This is a genomic window from Aeromonas sp. S2(2024) (assembly GCF_041402505.1).
Classification (GTDB): domain Bacteria; phylum Pseudomonadota; class Gammaproteobacteria; order Enterobacterales; family Aeromonadaceae; genus Aeromonas; species Aeromonas media.
Map to the genome: position 1 here is coordinate 1 of NZ_JBGLRL010000020.1, position 16114 is coordinate 16114.

Here is a 16114-nt window from a genome sequence, read left to right on the forward strand (position 1 = left end):
GATTCAAATTGTTAAAGAGCGTCACGCTTATCGCGTTGAGGAGGCGCATCTTACGCTCCTCACTTCGAAAGTCAAGCGGTTGTTTTCGCTTTTCTTTCGGCGCCTGCTTCACAAGGAAGCTAGCTCATCAGTTTGGCGTGTTCCGCCGTGCTGGTAGGGGCGCATTATAGGGAGCCGCGCCGGGATGGCAAGCGCGAAACTACAAAAAATGACACTTTTTTACTGTTTAGCGACCCAAGCGCCTATTTATCAAACAAAACGCCCCGCATAAGCGGGGCGTCAACGAGAAAGGATGCGGATTTGCTACCTTTTTGACCAAAACTCCCGGGCAAAGGCACGTACCTTTTCCCAGTCGGTGAATTCGATGTCCTGGCTGGTATCCGTACTGCCACCGGTGATCATCATGATCAGCTGGATGATGCGAGTCTGCCACCAGTTGTAGCGAGAATATCGCAGCGCACCGGCAAACACCCCCAGGGTCTTCGGCTTCCACGGCGAGAGACGCAGAAACTTCTTCATATAGGCATTGGTCTGCGGTGTCTGCTTCTCGGGCTTGCGCGCCGTCAGGTTGACACAGAAGAAGGCGGCGTTGGCCACTTCCAGTTGTTCATGGTGAGCATGAATAAAGCTGAGCAGGCTGGGGTGAAAGTTGCCATAGCGGATAGAGGCACCGATCAATACCTTGGCATACTTGCTGAGATTGCACATCGGCAGGGTGTGTAGATCCTGCATCACCACTTCGCATCCTGATATCTCCTCCAGCATGACATCCACAATTTTCCGCGTTTGCCCGTCCCGAGAAGAATAAAGCACCAAAATCTTGTCCATACCAACCTCAACTACGCCAGAATGCAGGAGTAAACAGTACCAGAAGTGTGAAGATTTCCAATCGGCCAAACAGCATAGCGACCACCAGGATCCACTGTGCCGTCGCCGAGATGTTGCCAAAGTTGCTGGATACCTCACCTAACCCGGGTCCCACGTTGGTGAAGGCGGCCGCTACTGCCGTGAACGCGGTCACCTCGTTCAACCCTGTCATCAGCAACAACAGCATGAAGATGAAGAACAGGATGATGTAGGTGGCGAAGTAGCCCCACACCGCCTCGACGATCCGCTCCGGCACCGCGCGCCGCCCCAGCTTCAGGGTATAGATGGCCCGCGGGTGCACCAGCCGCTTGAGCTCGCGCATCCCCTGCAGGAACAGGATCATGAAGCGCATCACCTTGATGCCGCCCCCGGTGCTGCCGGCACAGCAGCCAATAAAGGCCGAGAACATCAGCAACATGGGCAGGAAGGAGGGCCAGTCGGCGTAGCTGGTCGTGCTGTAGCCCGTGGTCGTGCCAAGGGAGACCGCCTGGAACAGGCCGTGGTTGAGCGCCTCCTGCCAGGTGGCGTAGTGGCCGTGGAACAGCAGGGAGACGAAGCAGATCAGCACCAGCACGCCCTGGATGGCCAGGAACACCTTCAATTCGGAGTCCCGCAGATAGCTGCTCAATCGCACTGGCTTGTGGGCGAACACCATGAAATGCAGGGCGAAGTTGACGCTGGCCAGCAGCAGGAACAGCACAGTGATCAGGTTGATGGCCGGGCTGTTGAAGAAACCTATGCTGGCATCGTGAGTCGAGAAACCGCCCACCGACAAGGTGGAGAAGGAGTGGCAGATGGCATCGAACAGCGTCATCCCCGCCATCCAGTAGGCCAGGGCACAGAGGGTGGTCAGCAACAGGTAGATGAACCAGAGCGCCTTGGCCGTCTCGGCGATGCGCGGGGTCACCTTGTTGTCCTTGACCGGCCCCGGGATCTCGGCGCGATAGAGCTGCATGCCCCCGATGCCGAGCAAGGGCAAAACGGCCACCGCCAGCACGATGATCCCCATGCCTCCCAGCCATTGCAGCAGCTGGCGATAGAAGAGGAAGGCCTTCGGCAGGCTGTCCAGCCCGGTCAGCACTGTTGCTCCCGTGGTCGTCAGGCCGGAGAATGATTCGAAGAAGGCTTCGGAGACCGACATGTTCGGCACGTCGCTGATGATGAAGGGGACGGCCCCCACGCTGCCCAACACCACCCAGAACAGCACAACGATGAAAAAGCCTTCCTTGGATCTGAGGTCTTTCTTCTGATGGCGATTGGGGAACCAGAGCAGGGCACCGAGCAGGAGGGCGATGAAGAAGGAGTTCACAAACTCGGCACCGCCACCATCGCGATACCCAAAAGCAACCATCGCTGGCAGCAACATGGTCGAGCTGAACAGCGCGACCAAGAGACCAACGATACGAATGATGCTCAGAATCTGCATTCCGGCTCCCCCTTCAGGCTAAAAGAGCGATGGATTCTAGCCATCTAAGGGGCGAAGAGATACCCGGCCATGGGTTCGGTCTGTCATTTCCTGATCCACCTGACTCCAGATGGCAGCATCCCAGGCAACCTGCAAACGAACCTGCTGACCATAATCGGCGGCCAGCAACTGGCCCTGATGGGCCGAGATCAGGGCTTCCACCACCCCCATGTCGCCATAGTCGCAGCAGATAAGGGAAGGTGTTTGCTGGCGCTTGATGCTGGTCTCGAGCCGCTTGAGTGCCGCCCCCACGCCGCCGCCATAGGCCTTGACCAGGCCGCCGGTCCCGAGCAGAACGCCACCGTAGTAACGCACCACCACGGCCGCTATCTCGCCGATGCCAGCCCCCATCAGTTGGGCCAGCATGGGCTTGCCAGCAGTGCCCGAGGGTTCGCCGTCATCGCTGAAGCCATAGACCTGGCTGTCTTGCGGCGCCCCGGCGACGAAGGCCCAGCAATGGTGCCGGGCCGTCGGGTGCTGCCGCTTCACCTCGCCGATCCAGGCCTTGGCGGCCTCGACCGTCGGCGCATGGGCAATCAGGGTGATGAAGCGACTCTTCTTGATCTCCTCGCAAAGCTCCAGCGGCGCGGCTGGTATGGCGTAGTCTGCGACCATCAGAGCCCTGCTTGCCGGGTGAGGTTCTCCACCCCGTCCCCATGCAGGACCACGTTGTCCTCGATCCGGATGCCACCGAAGGGACGCAGCGCCTCGACCTTGTTCCAGTTGACCCGCTTGCCCTGCTCACCGCGGCGTAGCGGCTCCAGCAGGCTGTCGATGAAGTAGAGGCCGGGTTCTATGGTGAACACCTGACCCACCTCCATCACCCGGGTGCAGCGCAGATAGGGGAACTGCTCGGGCGCCGCCAGGTGGGTGCCACGCTCATCCTGCATGAAGCCACCGGCATCGTGCACCTGCAGGCCGAGGAAATGGCCGAGCCCATGGGGGAAGAACACATTGGTGACGCCGGTGTGGATCATCTCGTCCACCGACATGTCCACCAGCTCGGTGGCCTGCAGCAAGCGCGCCAGTCTGTGGTGCATCTGCAGATGCAGCTCGCTGTAACGGCGGCCCGGTTTGATCTCCGCGATGATCTCCTGCTGCTGCACATCCAGCGCCGCGATCAGATCGGCAAACTCGCCCCGACGCCAGGCCCAGGTGCGGGTGATGTCGGAGGCATAGCCGTGATAATCCACCCCGGCATCGATCAGGAAGGAGTGGCGCTCCGCATCCGGTACCCGCTGGGTCGACAGATGAGTGTAATGGAGGATGGCCGCGTTCCGGTTGATGGCGACTATGTTGCCGTAGGGCGCCTCATTGGCCCCCTGCCCGACCGCCTTCATGTAGGCGAGGTTGATCTCGAATTCGCTCGCCCCCGCCATGAAGGAGTCCTTGGCAGCGATGTGACCGCGCACCCCGAGCCGGTTCGCATCGCGCAGACACTCCAGCTCATAGGGTGTCTTGTAGGCACGGTGATAGTGCAGGTAGTTGAGCACCGCCTCCGGATTGGGCTGCCCCAGTCCCACCAGCTGGGCCACCTCGAGATGACCACCCAGATAGGCCCACTCCTGCTTGTCGGCAGGCAGGTGATCCGCCACCTGCTCAGGGCGGGTCAGGAAGCGGATGTCGAAGAAGTCGACCCAAAAGGCATTGGGCAGGTCCGCCACTTTGTGCCAGAAATCCACCGGCCGGTAGAACAGCAGCACCGGCTTGCTCACCCCGTCCACCAGCAACCAGCAGTGAGGGTTGTCCAGCACCGGCAACCAGGCCTTGAACTGGGGGTTCACCTTGAAAGGGTAATCCTGATCGTCGAGGAAGATGCGGTGGGTCTGGCCGGAATGGATGGCCAGTCCGCTGAGCCCCTGCTGTTGCAGTATGTCGCGGGTGCGCCGCTGAAGGGTATCGAGATGCTGGGCAAAAAGTTGGCTGTAAGTGCTCATGGCGTCCTGCTCCGGGCGAATGTGACTTCAGCATAACATCAAGCGAATCAAGGCTCGAGCCGCCAGGCTTTCGCTTCGTGAGGTAACGCATAGGTCAGGGGGTTTTTGTTATGAAACGAAAACCAACAATTAACAAATAAAGAACAATTCAATACACTGCCCACAGACAGTAGATATCAGCAGTCAGGAACGATTCATGCAAAACCTTTGTCTGTGGAAACCGGATCAAGACAGGATGCAGCACTCCAACCTCCAGCAGTTCATGGCCGAGGTCAACCACTTCCACGGCCTGCAACTACGCAGCTACGCCGACCTCTATCAATGGTCGGTGGAGAAGACCACCCGCTTCTGGCCGTTGGTGTGGCAGCACTGCGGTGTCAAGGGAGAGCTCGGCAACATAGTGGCGGAGAACCGCCAGGAGATGCAGCGCGCCCGCTGGTTCCCCGACAGTCGGCTCAACTTCGCCGAGAACCTGCTGCGCCGCCAGGACGAGAGCCCAGCCATCATCTCCCGCCTTGAAGGGGACACAAGCCAGACCCTGAGCTGGGCCGAGCTGGCAGATCAGGTCGCCAGGCTGGCTCAGTGGCTGCGCAGCCAGGGCATAGACCGTGGCGACGTGGTGGCCGCCTACCTGCCCAACATCCCGCAAACCGTGGTCGCCATGCTGGCCACCACCAGCCTCGGCGCTATCTGGACCTCCACCAGCCCCGATTTCGGTGAGGCCAGCGTGGTGGAGCGCTTCGGCCAGACCCGCCCCCGGGTGCTGTTCGCGGTGGATGGCTATCGCTATGGGGGCAAGGCCATCGACATTCAGGCCAAGGTCGCCAGCGTAGTGAGCCAAATCGACAGCATAGAGCAGACGGTGATGATCCCCCTGCTGGGCAATCCCCTGCAGCTCGGCCACGACTGGCTGCAGCTGCTGGCAAGCCAGCACGGTGCCCAGCTCACCTTCGAGCCCATGGCCTTCAACGATCCGCTCTATATCCTCTACTCATCAGGCACCACCGGCAAACCCAAGTGCATCGTCCACGGCATAGGCGGCACCCTGCTGCAGCACCTGAAAGAGCACCAGCTGCACTGCGACATCAAGCCGGGGGAGCGCGTCTTCTACTTCACCACCTGTGGCTGGATGATGTGGAACTGGCTGGTGAGCGCCCTCGCCTCTGGCGCCACCCTGGTGCTCTACGACGGCTCCCCCTTCTACCCGGACGGCAACGTGTTGTGGGATCTCGCCCGCGATGAAGGAGTTTCCCTGTTTGGCACCTCCGCCAAGTATCTCGATGCCCTGCACAAGCAGGGTTATGCCCCCATCAACACCCACGAGTTGCCACAGCTGCGACTTATATGCAGCACGGGTTCTGTGCTGTCGCCGGAGGGATTTGACTATGTCTATCAGGGGATCAAGCAGGATGTGCAGCTCAGCTCCATCTCAGGTGGCACCGACATTTGCTCCTGCTTCGTCATCGGCAATCCCTTGAGTCCCGTCTATCGCGGTGAGAGCCAGGGACGCGGCCTCGGCCTCGCGGTGCAGGTATTCAACGAGGCCGGCCAGCCGGTGCAAGGGGAGAAGGGCGAGCTGGTCTGTACCAAACCCTTCCCGGCCCAGCCTATCTACTTCTGGGGCGACGAAAACGGCGAAAAGTACCACGCCGCCTACTTCGAGCGGTTCGACAACGTCTGGTGCCACGGCGACTGGATCGAGCTGACCCAGACCGGCGGCATCTTGTTCTACGGCCGCTCCGACGCCACTCTCAACCCGGGTGGCGTGCGGATCGGCACAAGCGAGATCTACCGCTATGTGGAGCAGCTCGACGAGGTAGAGGAGAGCATCGTCATCGGCCAGCAGTGGCAGCAGGACGAGCGGGTGGTGTTGTTCGTCAAGCTCAAGGCGGGCTGCAAGCTGGACGAGCCCCTGCGCGAGCGCATCTGCCAGCAAATAAGGCAGCACTGCACCGCCCGTCACGTGCCGGCCCGCATTCTGCAGGTGGATGCCATCCCCCGTACCAAGTCCGGCAAGATAGTGGAGCTGGCGGTGCGGGAAGTGGTGCACAACAGGCCCGTCAACAACACCCATGCCCTCGCCGACCCCGAGGTACTGAATCAGTATCGTGATCGCCCCGAGCTGGCCAGTTGACAAACAACTCATCTGAAGAGCAGGCGCCGCAAGGCGCCTCTCTTTTGCCCGTTCCGTGATGAAGAGCTTTTACTCGATAACTGTTAAACAAATGTTTTAAATAGGTGTTGAAAATGTCTCCTTTTGGATCAATAGTGAGCCTCGCCCCCTGCTGGGGAGAAAGGAGCAAAGCCCCCCACCGCGTGGGAACAAGGAGACACTCTCATGATCTACCAAGGCGAAACCCTGTCGGTCAGCTACCTCGAACACGGCATTGCCGAGCTGAGGTTTGATGCCCCGGGTTCAGTCAACAAGCTGGATCGCGCTACCCTGCTCTCGCTGAGCGAAGCGATCGCCGCATTACAACAAGAACGTGAACTAAAAGGTCTGATCCTCACCTCCGGCAAAGACGCCTTTATCGTCGGCGCCGACATCACCGAATTCCTGGAACTGTTCGATTTGCCGCAAGAAGATCTGCTCGGCTGGCTGAAAAAGGCCAACGACATCTTCAGCGCCATCGAAGATCTGCCGGTACCGACCCTGTCCGCCATCAAGGGCCACGCCCTGGGCGGCGGCTGCGAGACCATACTCTCCACCGACTTCCGTCTGGCTGATACCACCGCCAAAATCGGCCTGCCCGAGACCAAACTCGGCATCATGCCGGGCTTTGGCGGCACAGTCCGTCTGCCGCGGGTGATCGGCGCCGACAACGCGCTGGAGTGGATCACCACAGGCAAGGATGTCCGTGCCGATGATGCCCTCAAGGTGGGTGCCATCGACGCAGTGGTCGCCCCCGCAGCGTTGCAGAGCGCCGCCGTGCAGATGATGAGAGACGCCATCGCAGGCAAACTGGACTGGCAGAGCCGTCGCGCCGCCAAGAAGGCGCCGCTGCGCCTCTCCAAGCTGGAAGCCATGATGAGCTTCACCACCGCCGCCGGCATGGTTGCCGCCGTGGCGGGCAAACACTATCCGGCGCCGATGACCGCAGTCAAAACCGTTGAGGCCGCCGCCGGCATGAGCCGTGACGATGCGCTCAACGTCGAGGCACAGGGCTTTATCAAGCTGGCCAAGACCGACGTGGCCAAGGCGCTGGTCGGTATCTTCCTGAACGATCAGCACATCAAGGCGCTGGCCAAGAAGGCGGCCAAGCAGGCAGCCAAGGCCACAAGCCACGCCGCCGTACTGGGTGCGGGCATCATGGGGGGCGGCATCGCCTACCAGTCCGCCAGCAAGGGCATCCCTGCGGTGATGAAGGACATCAACGAGAAGGCGCTGGCACTCGGTATGGGCGAAGCCACCAAGCTGCTCAACGGCCAGCTCGAGCGCGGTCGCATCGACGGCATCAAGATGGGCCAGGTGCTCTCCGCCATCACCCCGACCCTCAGCTATGACAACGTCAAGCATGTGGATGTGGTGGTCGAAGCCGTGGTAGAGAATCCCAAGGTGAAGGCCGCCGTGCTGGGCGAAGTGGAAGGGATCATTGGCGAAGATGCCGTGCTCGCCAGCAACACCTCCACCATCCCCATCTCCCTGCTGGCCAAGGGGTTGAAGCGCCCGCAGAACTTCTGCGGCATGCACTTCTTCAACCCGGTGCACCGCATGCCCCTGGTGGAGATCATCCGCGGCGAGCAGACGTCGGACGACACCATCAACCGCGTGGTGGCCTATGCCGCCGCCATGGGCAAGTCCCCGGTAGTGGTCAACGACTGCCCGGGCTTCTTCGTCAACCGCGTGCTCTTCCCCTACTTCTTCGGCTTCAACAAGCTGGTCGCCGATGGCGCCGACTTCGCGGCCGTCGACAAGGTGATGGAGAAGGAGTTCGGCTGGCCGATGGGTCCCGCCTACCTGCTGGACGTGGTCGGCATCGATACCGGTCACCATGCCGGTGACGTGATGGCGCAGGGCTTCCCGGTTCGCATGAGCAAGGAAGGCCGCACCGCCATCGACGTGATGTACGAAGTGAGCCGCTTCGGTCAGAAGAATGGCAAGGGCTTCTACGCCTACGAGCAGGACAAGAAGGGCAAGCCGAAGAAGGTGGCCGACGCAGCTAGCTACGAGCTGCTGGCCCCCATTGCCAAGCCGAAGCAGGAGTTCGACAAGGACGCCATCATCGCCCGCATGATGATCCCCATGATCAACGAGGTGGTGCTCTGTCTGGAAGAGGGCATTGTCGCCACGCCAGCCGAAGCCGACATCGCACTGGTCTACGGTCTGGGCTTCCCTCCCTTCCGTGGTGGCGCGTTCCGCTATCTGGACACTATCGGTCTGGATCGTTACGTGGCCATGGCCGACCAGTATGCCGATCTGGGCCCGCTCTACCGCGTCAGCGACAAGCTGCGTGAGATGGCCGCCCAGGGCAAAACCTTCTACTGATTGCGGAAAGGAGATCCATTCATGAAAGACGTAGTCATTGTCGACTGTATCCGGACCCCCATGGGCCGGTCCAAGGGCGGCGCCTTCCGCAACGTGCGTGCAGAAGATCTGTCCGCGCACCTGATGAGCTCCATCCTGCTGCGCAACCCCAACCTCGACCCGAACGAGATCGAGGACATCTACTGGGGCTGCGTGCAGCAGACCCTGGAGCAGGGCTTCAACATCGCCCGCAACGCCGCCCTGCTGGCCGGTATTCCGAAGCAGGTGGGGGCAGTCACCGTCAACCGCCTGTGCGGATCCAGCATGCAGGCGCTGCACGATGCCTCCCGCGCCATCCAGGTGGGTGATGGGGATATCTTCATCATCGGCGGCGTCGAGCACATGGGCCATGTGCCGATGAGCCATGGCGTCGACTTCCACCCCGGCATGGCGAAATCCGTGGCGAAAGCCTCCGGCATGATGGGGCTGACCGCCGAAATGCTAGGCAAGCTGCACGGCATCAGCCGAGCGCAGCAGGATGAGTTTGCCGCCCGCTCCCATCGCCGCGCTCACGCCGCCACCGTGGAAGGGCGTTTCGCCAAGGAGATCGTCGGGCTGGAAGGCCATGACGCCAGCGGCGCCCGCTTCTTCTACGACTATGACGAGGTGATCCGCCCAGAGACCACGGTGGAAACCCTGAGCCAGCTGCGCCCGGTGTTCGACCCGGTCAACGGCACCGTCACCGCCGGCACCTCTTCGGCGCTGTCCGACGGCGCCGCCGCCATGCTGGTGATGAGCGCGGACAGAGCCAAGGCGCTGGGGCTGACTCCCCGCGCCAAGGTACGGGCCATGGCCGTGGCCGGTTGCGACGCCGCCATCATGGGGTACGGCCCGGTGCCAGCGACCCAGAAGGCGCTCAAGCGTGCCGGTCTGACCGTCGGTGATATCGACCTGTTCGAGCTGAACGAGGCGTTTGCCGCCCAGTCACTGCCCTGCGTCAAGGATCTCGGTCTGCAGGAACTGGTAGACGAGAAGGTAAACCTCAACGGTGGCGCCATCGCGTTGGGCCACCCGCTGGGCTGCTCCGGTGCCCGCATCTCCACCACCCTGATCAATCTGATGGAGGAGAAGGACGCCACCCTGGGGGTCGCCACCATGTGCATCGGCCTGGGTCAGGGTATCGCCACCGTGTTCGAGCGGGTGTGATCTAAACGGCTCACGCGAACGTGAGCCAGCATTCTCTTGTTGGGGTCGGCCGGTCCGGCCCGTTGTCGAGTCTGTGGAGCACGCCACACGGGGTGTGATCCTGCCGTCGGAATCTGCGTGTTGGCCGGCCCGTTTGGGTCGGCCTTTTTTATTCTGTTCTACCGATCAGCGCCAATTCAGGGGCTATATTGCCCATAACTTCACATTAGAGGGGGGCCTTGCTTGCTTTTTGCTCCCCCGACAGGTTCAATCTGCACAAAAAAATGGGTGGATGCACATACATATGTCAACGAGCAAACAACTGCTTATCGTCGACGACGATCAGGAGATCCGCGAGCTGCTCAACGAATACCTGACCCGGGCGGGTTTCCAGGTATTGACGGCAGCCGAGGGCAACGAGATGCGCCAGCAACTCGCCCAGCACAGCCCGGACCTCATCATTCTGGACATCATGATGCCCGGCGACGACGGCTTTACCCTGTGTCAGCAGATCCGCCGCGACTCCCAGGTCCCCATCATCATGCTGACCGCGGCCTCCGATGAGGCGGATCGGGTGATCGGCCTGGAACTCGGCGCCGACGACTACATCGCCAAGCCGTTCAGCCCGCGCGAACTGCAGGCCCGCATCAAGGCGCTGCTGCGCCGCGCCGAATTCCGCCAGCCGGAGAAAGAGAAGGAGCCGAGCCGCCGCCTGCGCTTCGCCGACTGGACCCTGGACACCCTGAGCCACCAGCTGACCCACGACGACGGCAGCCTGCTGGATCTCTCCGGCAGCGACGCTCTGCTGCTCGGCATGTTCCTGCAACAACCGGGCGTGGTGCTGGACAGAGACACCATCTCCGATGCCACCCGGGGCCGCGAGAGCCTGCCGATGGAGCGCGGCATCGACGTGCAGATAAGCCGTCTGCGCCAGAAGCTGGGTGACAACGGCAAGAGCCCGCGCATCATCAAGACCATACGCGGCAGCGGCTACATGCTGATCGCGGAAGTCCACGAGATCCCGTGAAAGGGGAGAGGCAAGCGGCACGGTGTCGCCTTGGCGGCTACATGCTGACTGACAAGAGGCACCCAATCCCATGAGAAGTCGGCGATTCTGGCAAGCACTGGTACCCCGCTCCCTGCTGTCACGGATGCTGCTGCTGTTGCTGCTCGCCATCCTGCTCTCCCAGACCATACTCACCGGCATCTGGATGCAGCAGATCCAGAAGCGGGAGCTGGAGGGCATGCTCAGCACCACCCGCAACCTGGCGCTCTCCGCTGCCTCCACCGTCAGCTTCTTCAAGTCCCTGCCACTGCAGTACCGCCACATCGCGCTGGACCAGCTGCGCAACATGGGGGGCAGCCGCTTCTTCGTGTCGCTGAACGAGGAGGAGATCCACATCAGCGCCATCCCCGACAGCGAGCGCAAGACGCTGGTGCTGAAGGAGGTGCAGGAGGTGCTGACCCGCAAGCTATCCGACGCCATGGCGATCAAGGTGGACTTCTCGCGACCCGAGGAGCTGCACGTCTTCAACAACGACACCCTGCTGGCGGATCTGCCCTCCTCCTGGGCCCGCTACACCCTGTCCCTCGAGCCCATCAATCCGCCGGTGCTGGTCACCCAGATAGAGATCGAACCGGGGGAGTGGCTCTATCTGGCGGCCCTGCTGCCCGCCCCCTACATGACGCTGGATGACACCGTCATGCCGAGCAACCAGGTGCGCTTCATCGCCCTGATGACGGTCTTCCTCTGCTTCTTCACCTTCATGCTGGTGCGCTGGCAGACCCGGCCCCTGCGTCGGCTGGCCAAGGCGGCGGTCAACCTCGGCAAGGACATCGATCAGCCGTCACTCAAAGAGGAAGGGGCGTCGGAAATAGTGGCGGCGACCCGTGCCTTCAACATCATGCAGCAGCGCATCCGCCGCTTCATAGACGACAGGGAGCGGCTGTTCAGCTCAATCTCCCACGATCTCAAGACCCCCATCACCCGGCTGCGGCTGCGGGTCGAGCTGCTCGACGACGAAGCCCAGATAGCCAAGTTCAACAAGGATCTGGACGAGCTGGAGCTGATGGTGAAGGGGGCGCTGCAGACGGTGAAAGAGACCGACATTCACGAGAACCTCGAGCTCATCGACATCAATGCCCTGCTGGAGCAGATGGCGGAAGCCATGAACCTGCACGAGGATCTGCTCACCATAGAGGGGCACTGCAAGTGGCCCTATCGCGGCAAGCTGCTGGCCCTCAAGCGCTGCATCGGCAACCTGGTGGACAACGGCATCAAGTACGGCCATCGGGTGCGCGTCATCCTCATGGATGACGAGGAGATGCTGATCCTCTTCATCATGGACGAGGGCCCCGGTCTGCCGGAAGATCAGTTCGAGCGCATCTTCGAGCCTTACTACCGCCTCAGCACGGATTCCGCCGGAACCGGACTGGGTCTTGGCATCGCCCGCAACATAGCCCACGCCCACGGCGGCGATCTGGTGCTGGAAAATCGTCCCCAGGGCGGCCTGCAGGCCACCCTCTCCCTACCAAGGCAGTAAAGCTTATGAAGTGGTTGTCGTTTTCTGTCATCGCCCTGTTGTCCCTGCCTGTAGGCGCCTCCCAAGTCGAGGTGTTGCACTGGTGGACCTCCGGCGGCGAGGCCAAGGCGGTGGAGGTACTCAAGTCGGAATGGGCCGAGCAGGGCAACCAGTGGAACGACTTCGCGGTGCAGGGCGGCGGCGGCAAGAGCGCCATGACGGTGCTGAAAAGCCGGGCACTGGCGGCCAACCCGCCGGAAGCGGCGCACCTCAAGGGCTATGAGCTGCACGAGTGGGCCAGCCTGGGTTTCCTGCGCGACCTCAGCCCCATGGCCGAACACCTCGGCTGGTACCCGCAACTCTCCCCCATGGTCCGTGACACCCTCAGCCAGAACGGTGCCCTGATGGCGGTGCCCACCGGCATCCACCGCGTCAACTGGTTGTGGCTCAACCGCAAGCTGTTCGCGCGGCTGGGGCTGACGCCCCCCACCGACTGGCACCAGTTCATGACGGTGGCGGAGCAGCTCAAGGTACAGGGCGTCACGCCGCTGGCCATCGGCAACGAGCCCTGGCAGCTGGCGGTGCTGTTCGAGACGGTGGCGCTCGGCGAAGGCGGCAAGACCTTCTATCGCAAGGCGTTCCTGGAGCAAGACAGCGCCACCCTGACCGGCCCCGACATGGTGCGGGTGCTGACTCGCTTCCAGCAGTTGCGCGCCTATGTACCGGAAAAATACGCCGGCCTGAAGTGGCACCAGGCCACCAACCTGCTGGAGAGCGGTGGTGCTGCCATGCAGATCATGGGAGACTGGGTGAAGGGGGAGCTGAGCGCCGGCAACTACCGACCCGGGGAGGACATCGACTGCCTGCCAAGCCCGGGCAGCCAGGGATTGTTCAGCTACAACCTCGATTCCATCGCCATGTTCAAGCAGCGGGATCCCGCCCAGCTGCAAGCTCAGGGCGAGCTGGCCAGGTTGCTGATGACCCCCAGATTCCAGGAGGAGTTCAACCGGGTGAAAGGCTCCATCCCGGCGCTCACCCAGCCTGACATGAGCAAGTTCGATCGCTGCGCCATCCGCTCCTACCATGATTTCCAGCGGGCGGAGCGGGATGGCAATCTGCTGCCCAGCATGGCGGAGGGCATGGCCGTACCGACCAACATGCGCCAGGGGATCATGGATGTGCTGAGCAGCTTCTTCAACGACGCCAGGGCCAATCCCGAACAGACGGCGCTGCAACTGGAACGCGCCATGCGCTCAACCCGCTCAGGCGTGGAGCAGAAATGACAAAGGCGGAATTGCTCCGCCTTTGTGGGTGAATCGTCATCCGATTCAGGATTTATCGTTCTCGTCCTCATCCTCGTCGTAGTAGTCGCTGAGCTCGATCCAGAGCCCCAGCCCTATCATCACCATGGATCCGAACCAGGTACCGGTGTTTCCGATCGGGCTGCCCAGCACTATCATGGCGAACGACAGGAACCCCATGCCTGCGTAGGCTTGCAATCTGCCGTAGGAGACCTGCATATTCACACCTCCTTGTTGAATATGGTTCAATTTTTATATTACTCATCGGGCAAGGTCTGGATAGAGCCGGATCACACTTTGGTTACATATGCTGGCAGAGCACCCTGATATTTGATTATTTTTTCGCCTTGAGTATCATTGGCAGCTGAATTGGTTGAAGGTTGATTATTGATGAGTGCTTTATTCTGCAATGCGACTCATGAGTTGGACGCAATCGGGCTTCGTTGCCCTGAACCCATGACGATAGCGCGCAAGAAAGTGCGGCTGAAGGTTGATTATTGATGAGTACTTTATTCTGCGATGCGACTCATGAGTTGAACGCAATCGGGCTTCGTTGCCCTGAACCCGTGATGATGGTCCGCAAGAAAGTGCGGCTGATGGCGGATGGCGAGACCCTGCTGGTCAGTGCCGACGACCCCTCAACCACTCGCGACATCCCCAGTTTCTGCCGCTTCATGGATCACACCCTTATCGCCAGCGAGACAGAGCAGGCCCCCTATCGCTATCTGATCCGCAAGGGTCAATAAGCCCCTGTACCGGAGCAATCCATGACGATTACCCGAATCGGCACCACGGCCCGCTGGTCTGATGTTGTCATCCACAACGGCACCCTCTATGTGGTGGAAGTCCCCGCCACCGACGAGGCCGACATCCACCAGCAGACCCGCGAAGTACTGACCAGCCTGCAGCGCCTGCTGGAAGCCAACGGTTCCGGCGTCGACAAGATCCTGATGGCCAACATCTATCTCAAGGACATTGGCGACATCGCCGCCTTCAACGAACAGTGGGACGCCTGGATCCCGGCTGGCACAGCACCGGTCCGCGCCTGCGTGCAGGCCCGCCTGGCTCACGAAGGCTACAAGGTAGAAGTGCAGCTGACCGCTGCGGTCTGAGACACGGTTCGCCCCCTCATCCTCGGCCCTTCTCCCGCGAGGGGAGAAGGGCGAAAAGAGCGCCGATACCATCGGACCACGGCCCCCATAGCAAAAGGCCCCACCATCACTGGCGGGGCCTTTTCGTTACCAAAACCTGAACGACTTAGGCGGTCGGGGTCAGGGTGATGGTCACCCGACGGTTCTGGGCCTTGCCTTCAGCGGTGCTGTTGGTGGCTACCGGCTGATCAGGGCCCACGCCACTGGTGGAAATGCGACTGCCAGTCACGCCCTGACCGATCAGCTGGGCGGCGACGGCATCGGCACGCTGGGCGGAGAGCTTCATGTTCAACTCGCGGGAACCGGTGCTGTCGGTGTGGCCGACCACATTCAGGCGAGTCTTGTCGAACTCGGCAACCACCATGGCCACACCGGACAGGGTGTTGGCACCAGCCGCTTTCAGCTGGGCGCTGGAGCTGTCGAAGGTGACGTTGTTCGGCATGTTGAGGATCAGCTCGTCGCCATTGCGGGTCACACTGACGCCGGTACCCTGCAGCTTCTCGCGCAGCTTGGCTTCCTGCACGTCCATGTAGTAACCGATACCGCCACCCAGGGCGGCGCCGGCGGCCACGCCGGTCAGGATGCCCTTCTTGCGGTCACCCTTGCTGGAAGAGAGAGCCCCCACGGCGGCGCCAGTCGCGGCACCGGCCAGTGCGCCCCAGGCACCCTTGGAAGTCTGGGATTCACCGGTATAGGGATTGGTGGTGCAGCCAGTCATGGCGACGGTCAGGGCAAGTGCAGGAACCAGTTTCTTGAAATGCATGAAAAAACCTCTGAAAAAGAACGACTCTAGCCGATGGCCGCGCATTCTAACCCAGAGAGGCGCCAGAGTGTGACGCGCGCATTGCGGATATGAACAAGGGGGCCAAAGCCCCCCTGTGTCATGCCGTGAACGGCATGGGTACTGCCTGCCCGGGCAGGCCGGACATCAATATTTGATGTCGCGCGCCTCGTCACGCCCTTCCTGCTTGTTGTCGCGATGCTCCTGACGGCAATCGGCATTGCCCACCAGGCCTTCGCGGCACTCCTGCTTGGCGTCGCGGGATTCCTGGCGGGTATCCTGACGCACATCGCGCGCTTCGCGACGCTCCTGGGCCTGTTTGGTTGCCTGTGCAGGCAGGGCAGCCAACAAGGCGGTGGCTGCAAGCAGCGCGAATACGGTCTTCTTCATGGTGGCTCCTTGGCTAAATGAAATACACCGGCTTGGGATGTCTGAATTAT

Annotated in this window: 15 protein-coding genes; 8 read left to right on the forward strand and 7 right to left on the reverse strand. The window is 61.4% G+C overall.

Translation table 11 applies throughout. The annotated features are described in order from the left end of the window. Positions 1–303 precede the first annotated feature (303 nt). Genes hemG through pepQ form a run of 4 tightly spaced genes read right to left on the reverse strand, consistent with a single transcriptional unit; the run spans position 304 to position 4269 of the window. Entirely contained in the window at positions 304–828 is a 525-nt protein-coding gene (gene hemG, locus ACB039_RS17090; protein ID WP_041206713.1) for a menaquinone-dependent protoporphyrinogen IX dehydrogenase, read from the reverse strand. 7 nt (positions 829–835) lie between these two features. Further along, entirely contained in the window at positions 836–2293 is a 1458-nt protein-coding gene (locus ACB039_RS17095; RefSeq protein WP_005323940.1) for a TrkH family potassium uptake protein, read from the reverse strand. Between the two features lie 36 nt (positions 2294–2329). Further along, the gene (locus ACB039_RS17100) at positions 2330–2947 is read right to left on the reverse strand and encodes a YigZ family protein (RefSeq protein ID WP_005323938.1); all 618 of its coding nucleotides are present in this window, start codon (positions 2945–2947) and stop codon (positions 2330–2332) included. Then, the gene (gene pepQ, locus ACB039_RS17105; RefSeq protein ID WP_005323936.1) at positions 2947–4269 is read right to left on the reverse strand and encodes a Xaa-Pro dipeptidase; all 1323 of its coding nucleotides are present in this window, start codon (positions 4267–4269) and stop codon (positions 2947–2949) included. Before pepQ ends, ACB039_RS17100 begins: the two co-directional genes overlap by 1 nt. A 196-nt stretch (positions 4270–4465) precedes the next feature. On the opposite strand from pepQ, the gene ACB039_RS17110 reads away from it, so the two are divergent. The 6 genes from ACB039_RS17110 to ACB039_RS17135 all read left to right on the forward strand — a co-directional run bounded on the left by ACB039_RS17110 (position 4466) and on the right by ACB039_RS17135 (position 13724). Continuing rightward, positions 4466–6403, forward strand: a complete 1938-nt coding sequence (locus ACB039_RS17110) for an acetoacetate--CoA ligase (protein WP_371166086.1) — start codon at positions 4466–4468, stop codon at positions 6401–6403. 204 nt (positions 6404–6607) lie between these two features. Continuing rightward, entirely contained in the window at positions 6608–8755 is a 2148-nt protein-coding gene (fadB, locus tag ACB039_RS17115; protein ID WP_371166087.1) for a fatty acid oxidation complex subunit alpha FadB, read from the forward strand. Between the two features lie 21 nt (positions 8756–8776). Next, positions 8777–9940, forward strand: coding sequence for an acetyl-CoA C-acyltransferase FadA (fadA, locus tag ACB039_RS17120; protein ID WP_371166088.1), 1164 nt, complete (start codon positions 8777–8779; stop codon positions 9938–9940). Between the two features lie 283 nt (positions 9941–10223). Further along, entirely contained in the window at positions 10224–10946 is a 723-nt protein-coding gene (locus ACB039_RS17125) for a response regulator (RefSeq protein ID WP_005323928.1), read from the forward strand. Positions 10947–11016: 70 nt separating this feature from the next. Continuing rightward, on the forward strand, positions 11017–12462 hold the full coding sequence (locus ACB039_RS17130) for an ATP-binding protein (RefSeq protein ID WP_218410812.1): 1446 nt from the start codon (positions 11017–11019) through the stop codon (positions 12460–12462). Positions 12463–12467: 5 nt separating this feature from the next. Continuing rightward, complete coding sequence (locus ACB039_RS17135) at positions 12468–13724, forward strand: ABC transporter substrate-binding protein (RefSeq protein WP_371166089.1); 1257 nt, start codon at positions 12468–12470, stop codon at positions 13722–13724. Positions 13725–13769: 45 nt separating this feature from the next. Here ACB039_RS17135 and ACB039_RS17140 read toward each other — a convergent pair whose 3' ends face one another. Then, on the reverse strand, positions 13770–13961 hold the full coding sequence (locus ACB039_RS17140; protein WP_005323922.1) for a hypothetical protein: 192 nt from the start codon (positions 13959–13961) through the stop codon (positions 13770–13772). Positions 13962–14242: 281 nt separating this feature from the next. Between ACB039_RS17140 and tusA the strand changes: the two genes are divergently transcribed. Both tusA and ACB039_RS17150 read left to right on the forward strand, forming a co-directional pair. Beyond that, positions 14243–14488 (forward strand): sulfurtransferase TusA, encoded by a 246-nt coding sequence (gene tusA, locus ACB039_RS17145; protein WP_182786987.1) that lies wholly within the window; start codon positions 14243–14245, stop codon positions 14486–14488. A gap of 21 nt (positions 14489–14509) precedes the next feature. Continuing rightward, on the forward strand, positions 14510–14854 hold the full coding sequence (locus ACB039_RS17150) for a RidA family protein (RefSeq protein ID WP_139751730.1): 345 nt from the start codon (positions 14510–14512) through the stop codon (positions 14852–14854). 145 nt (positions 14855–14999) lie between these two features. On the opposite strand, the gene ACB039_RS17155 is transcribed toward ACB039_RS17150, so the two are convergent. Continuing rightward, complete coding sequence (locus ACB039_RS17155; protein ID WP_371166090.1) at positions 15000–15656, reverse strand: OmpA family lipoprotein; 657 nt, start codon at positions 15654–15656, stop codon at positions 15000–15002. A gap of 165 nt (positions 15657–15821) precedes the next feature. Further along, entirely contained in the window at positions 15822–16064 is a 243-nt protein-coding gene (locus ACB039_RS17160) for a hypothetical protein (protein WP_005323913.1), read from the reverse strand. Positions 16065–16114 lie beyond the last annotated feature (50 nt).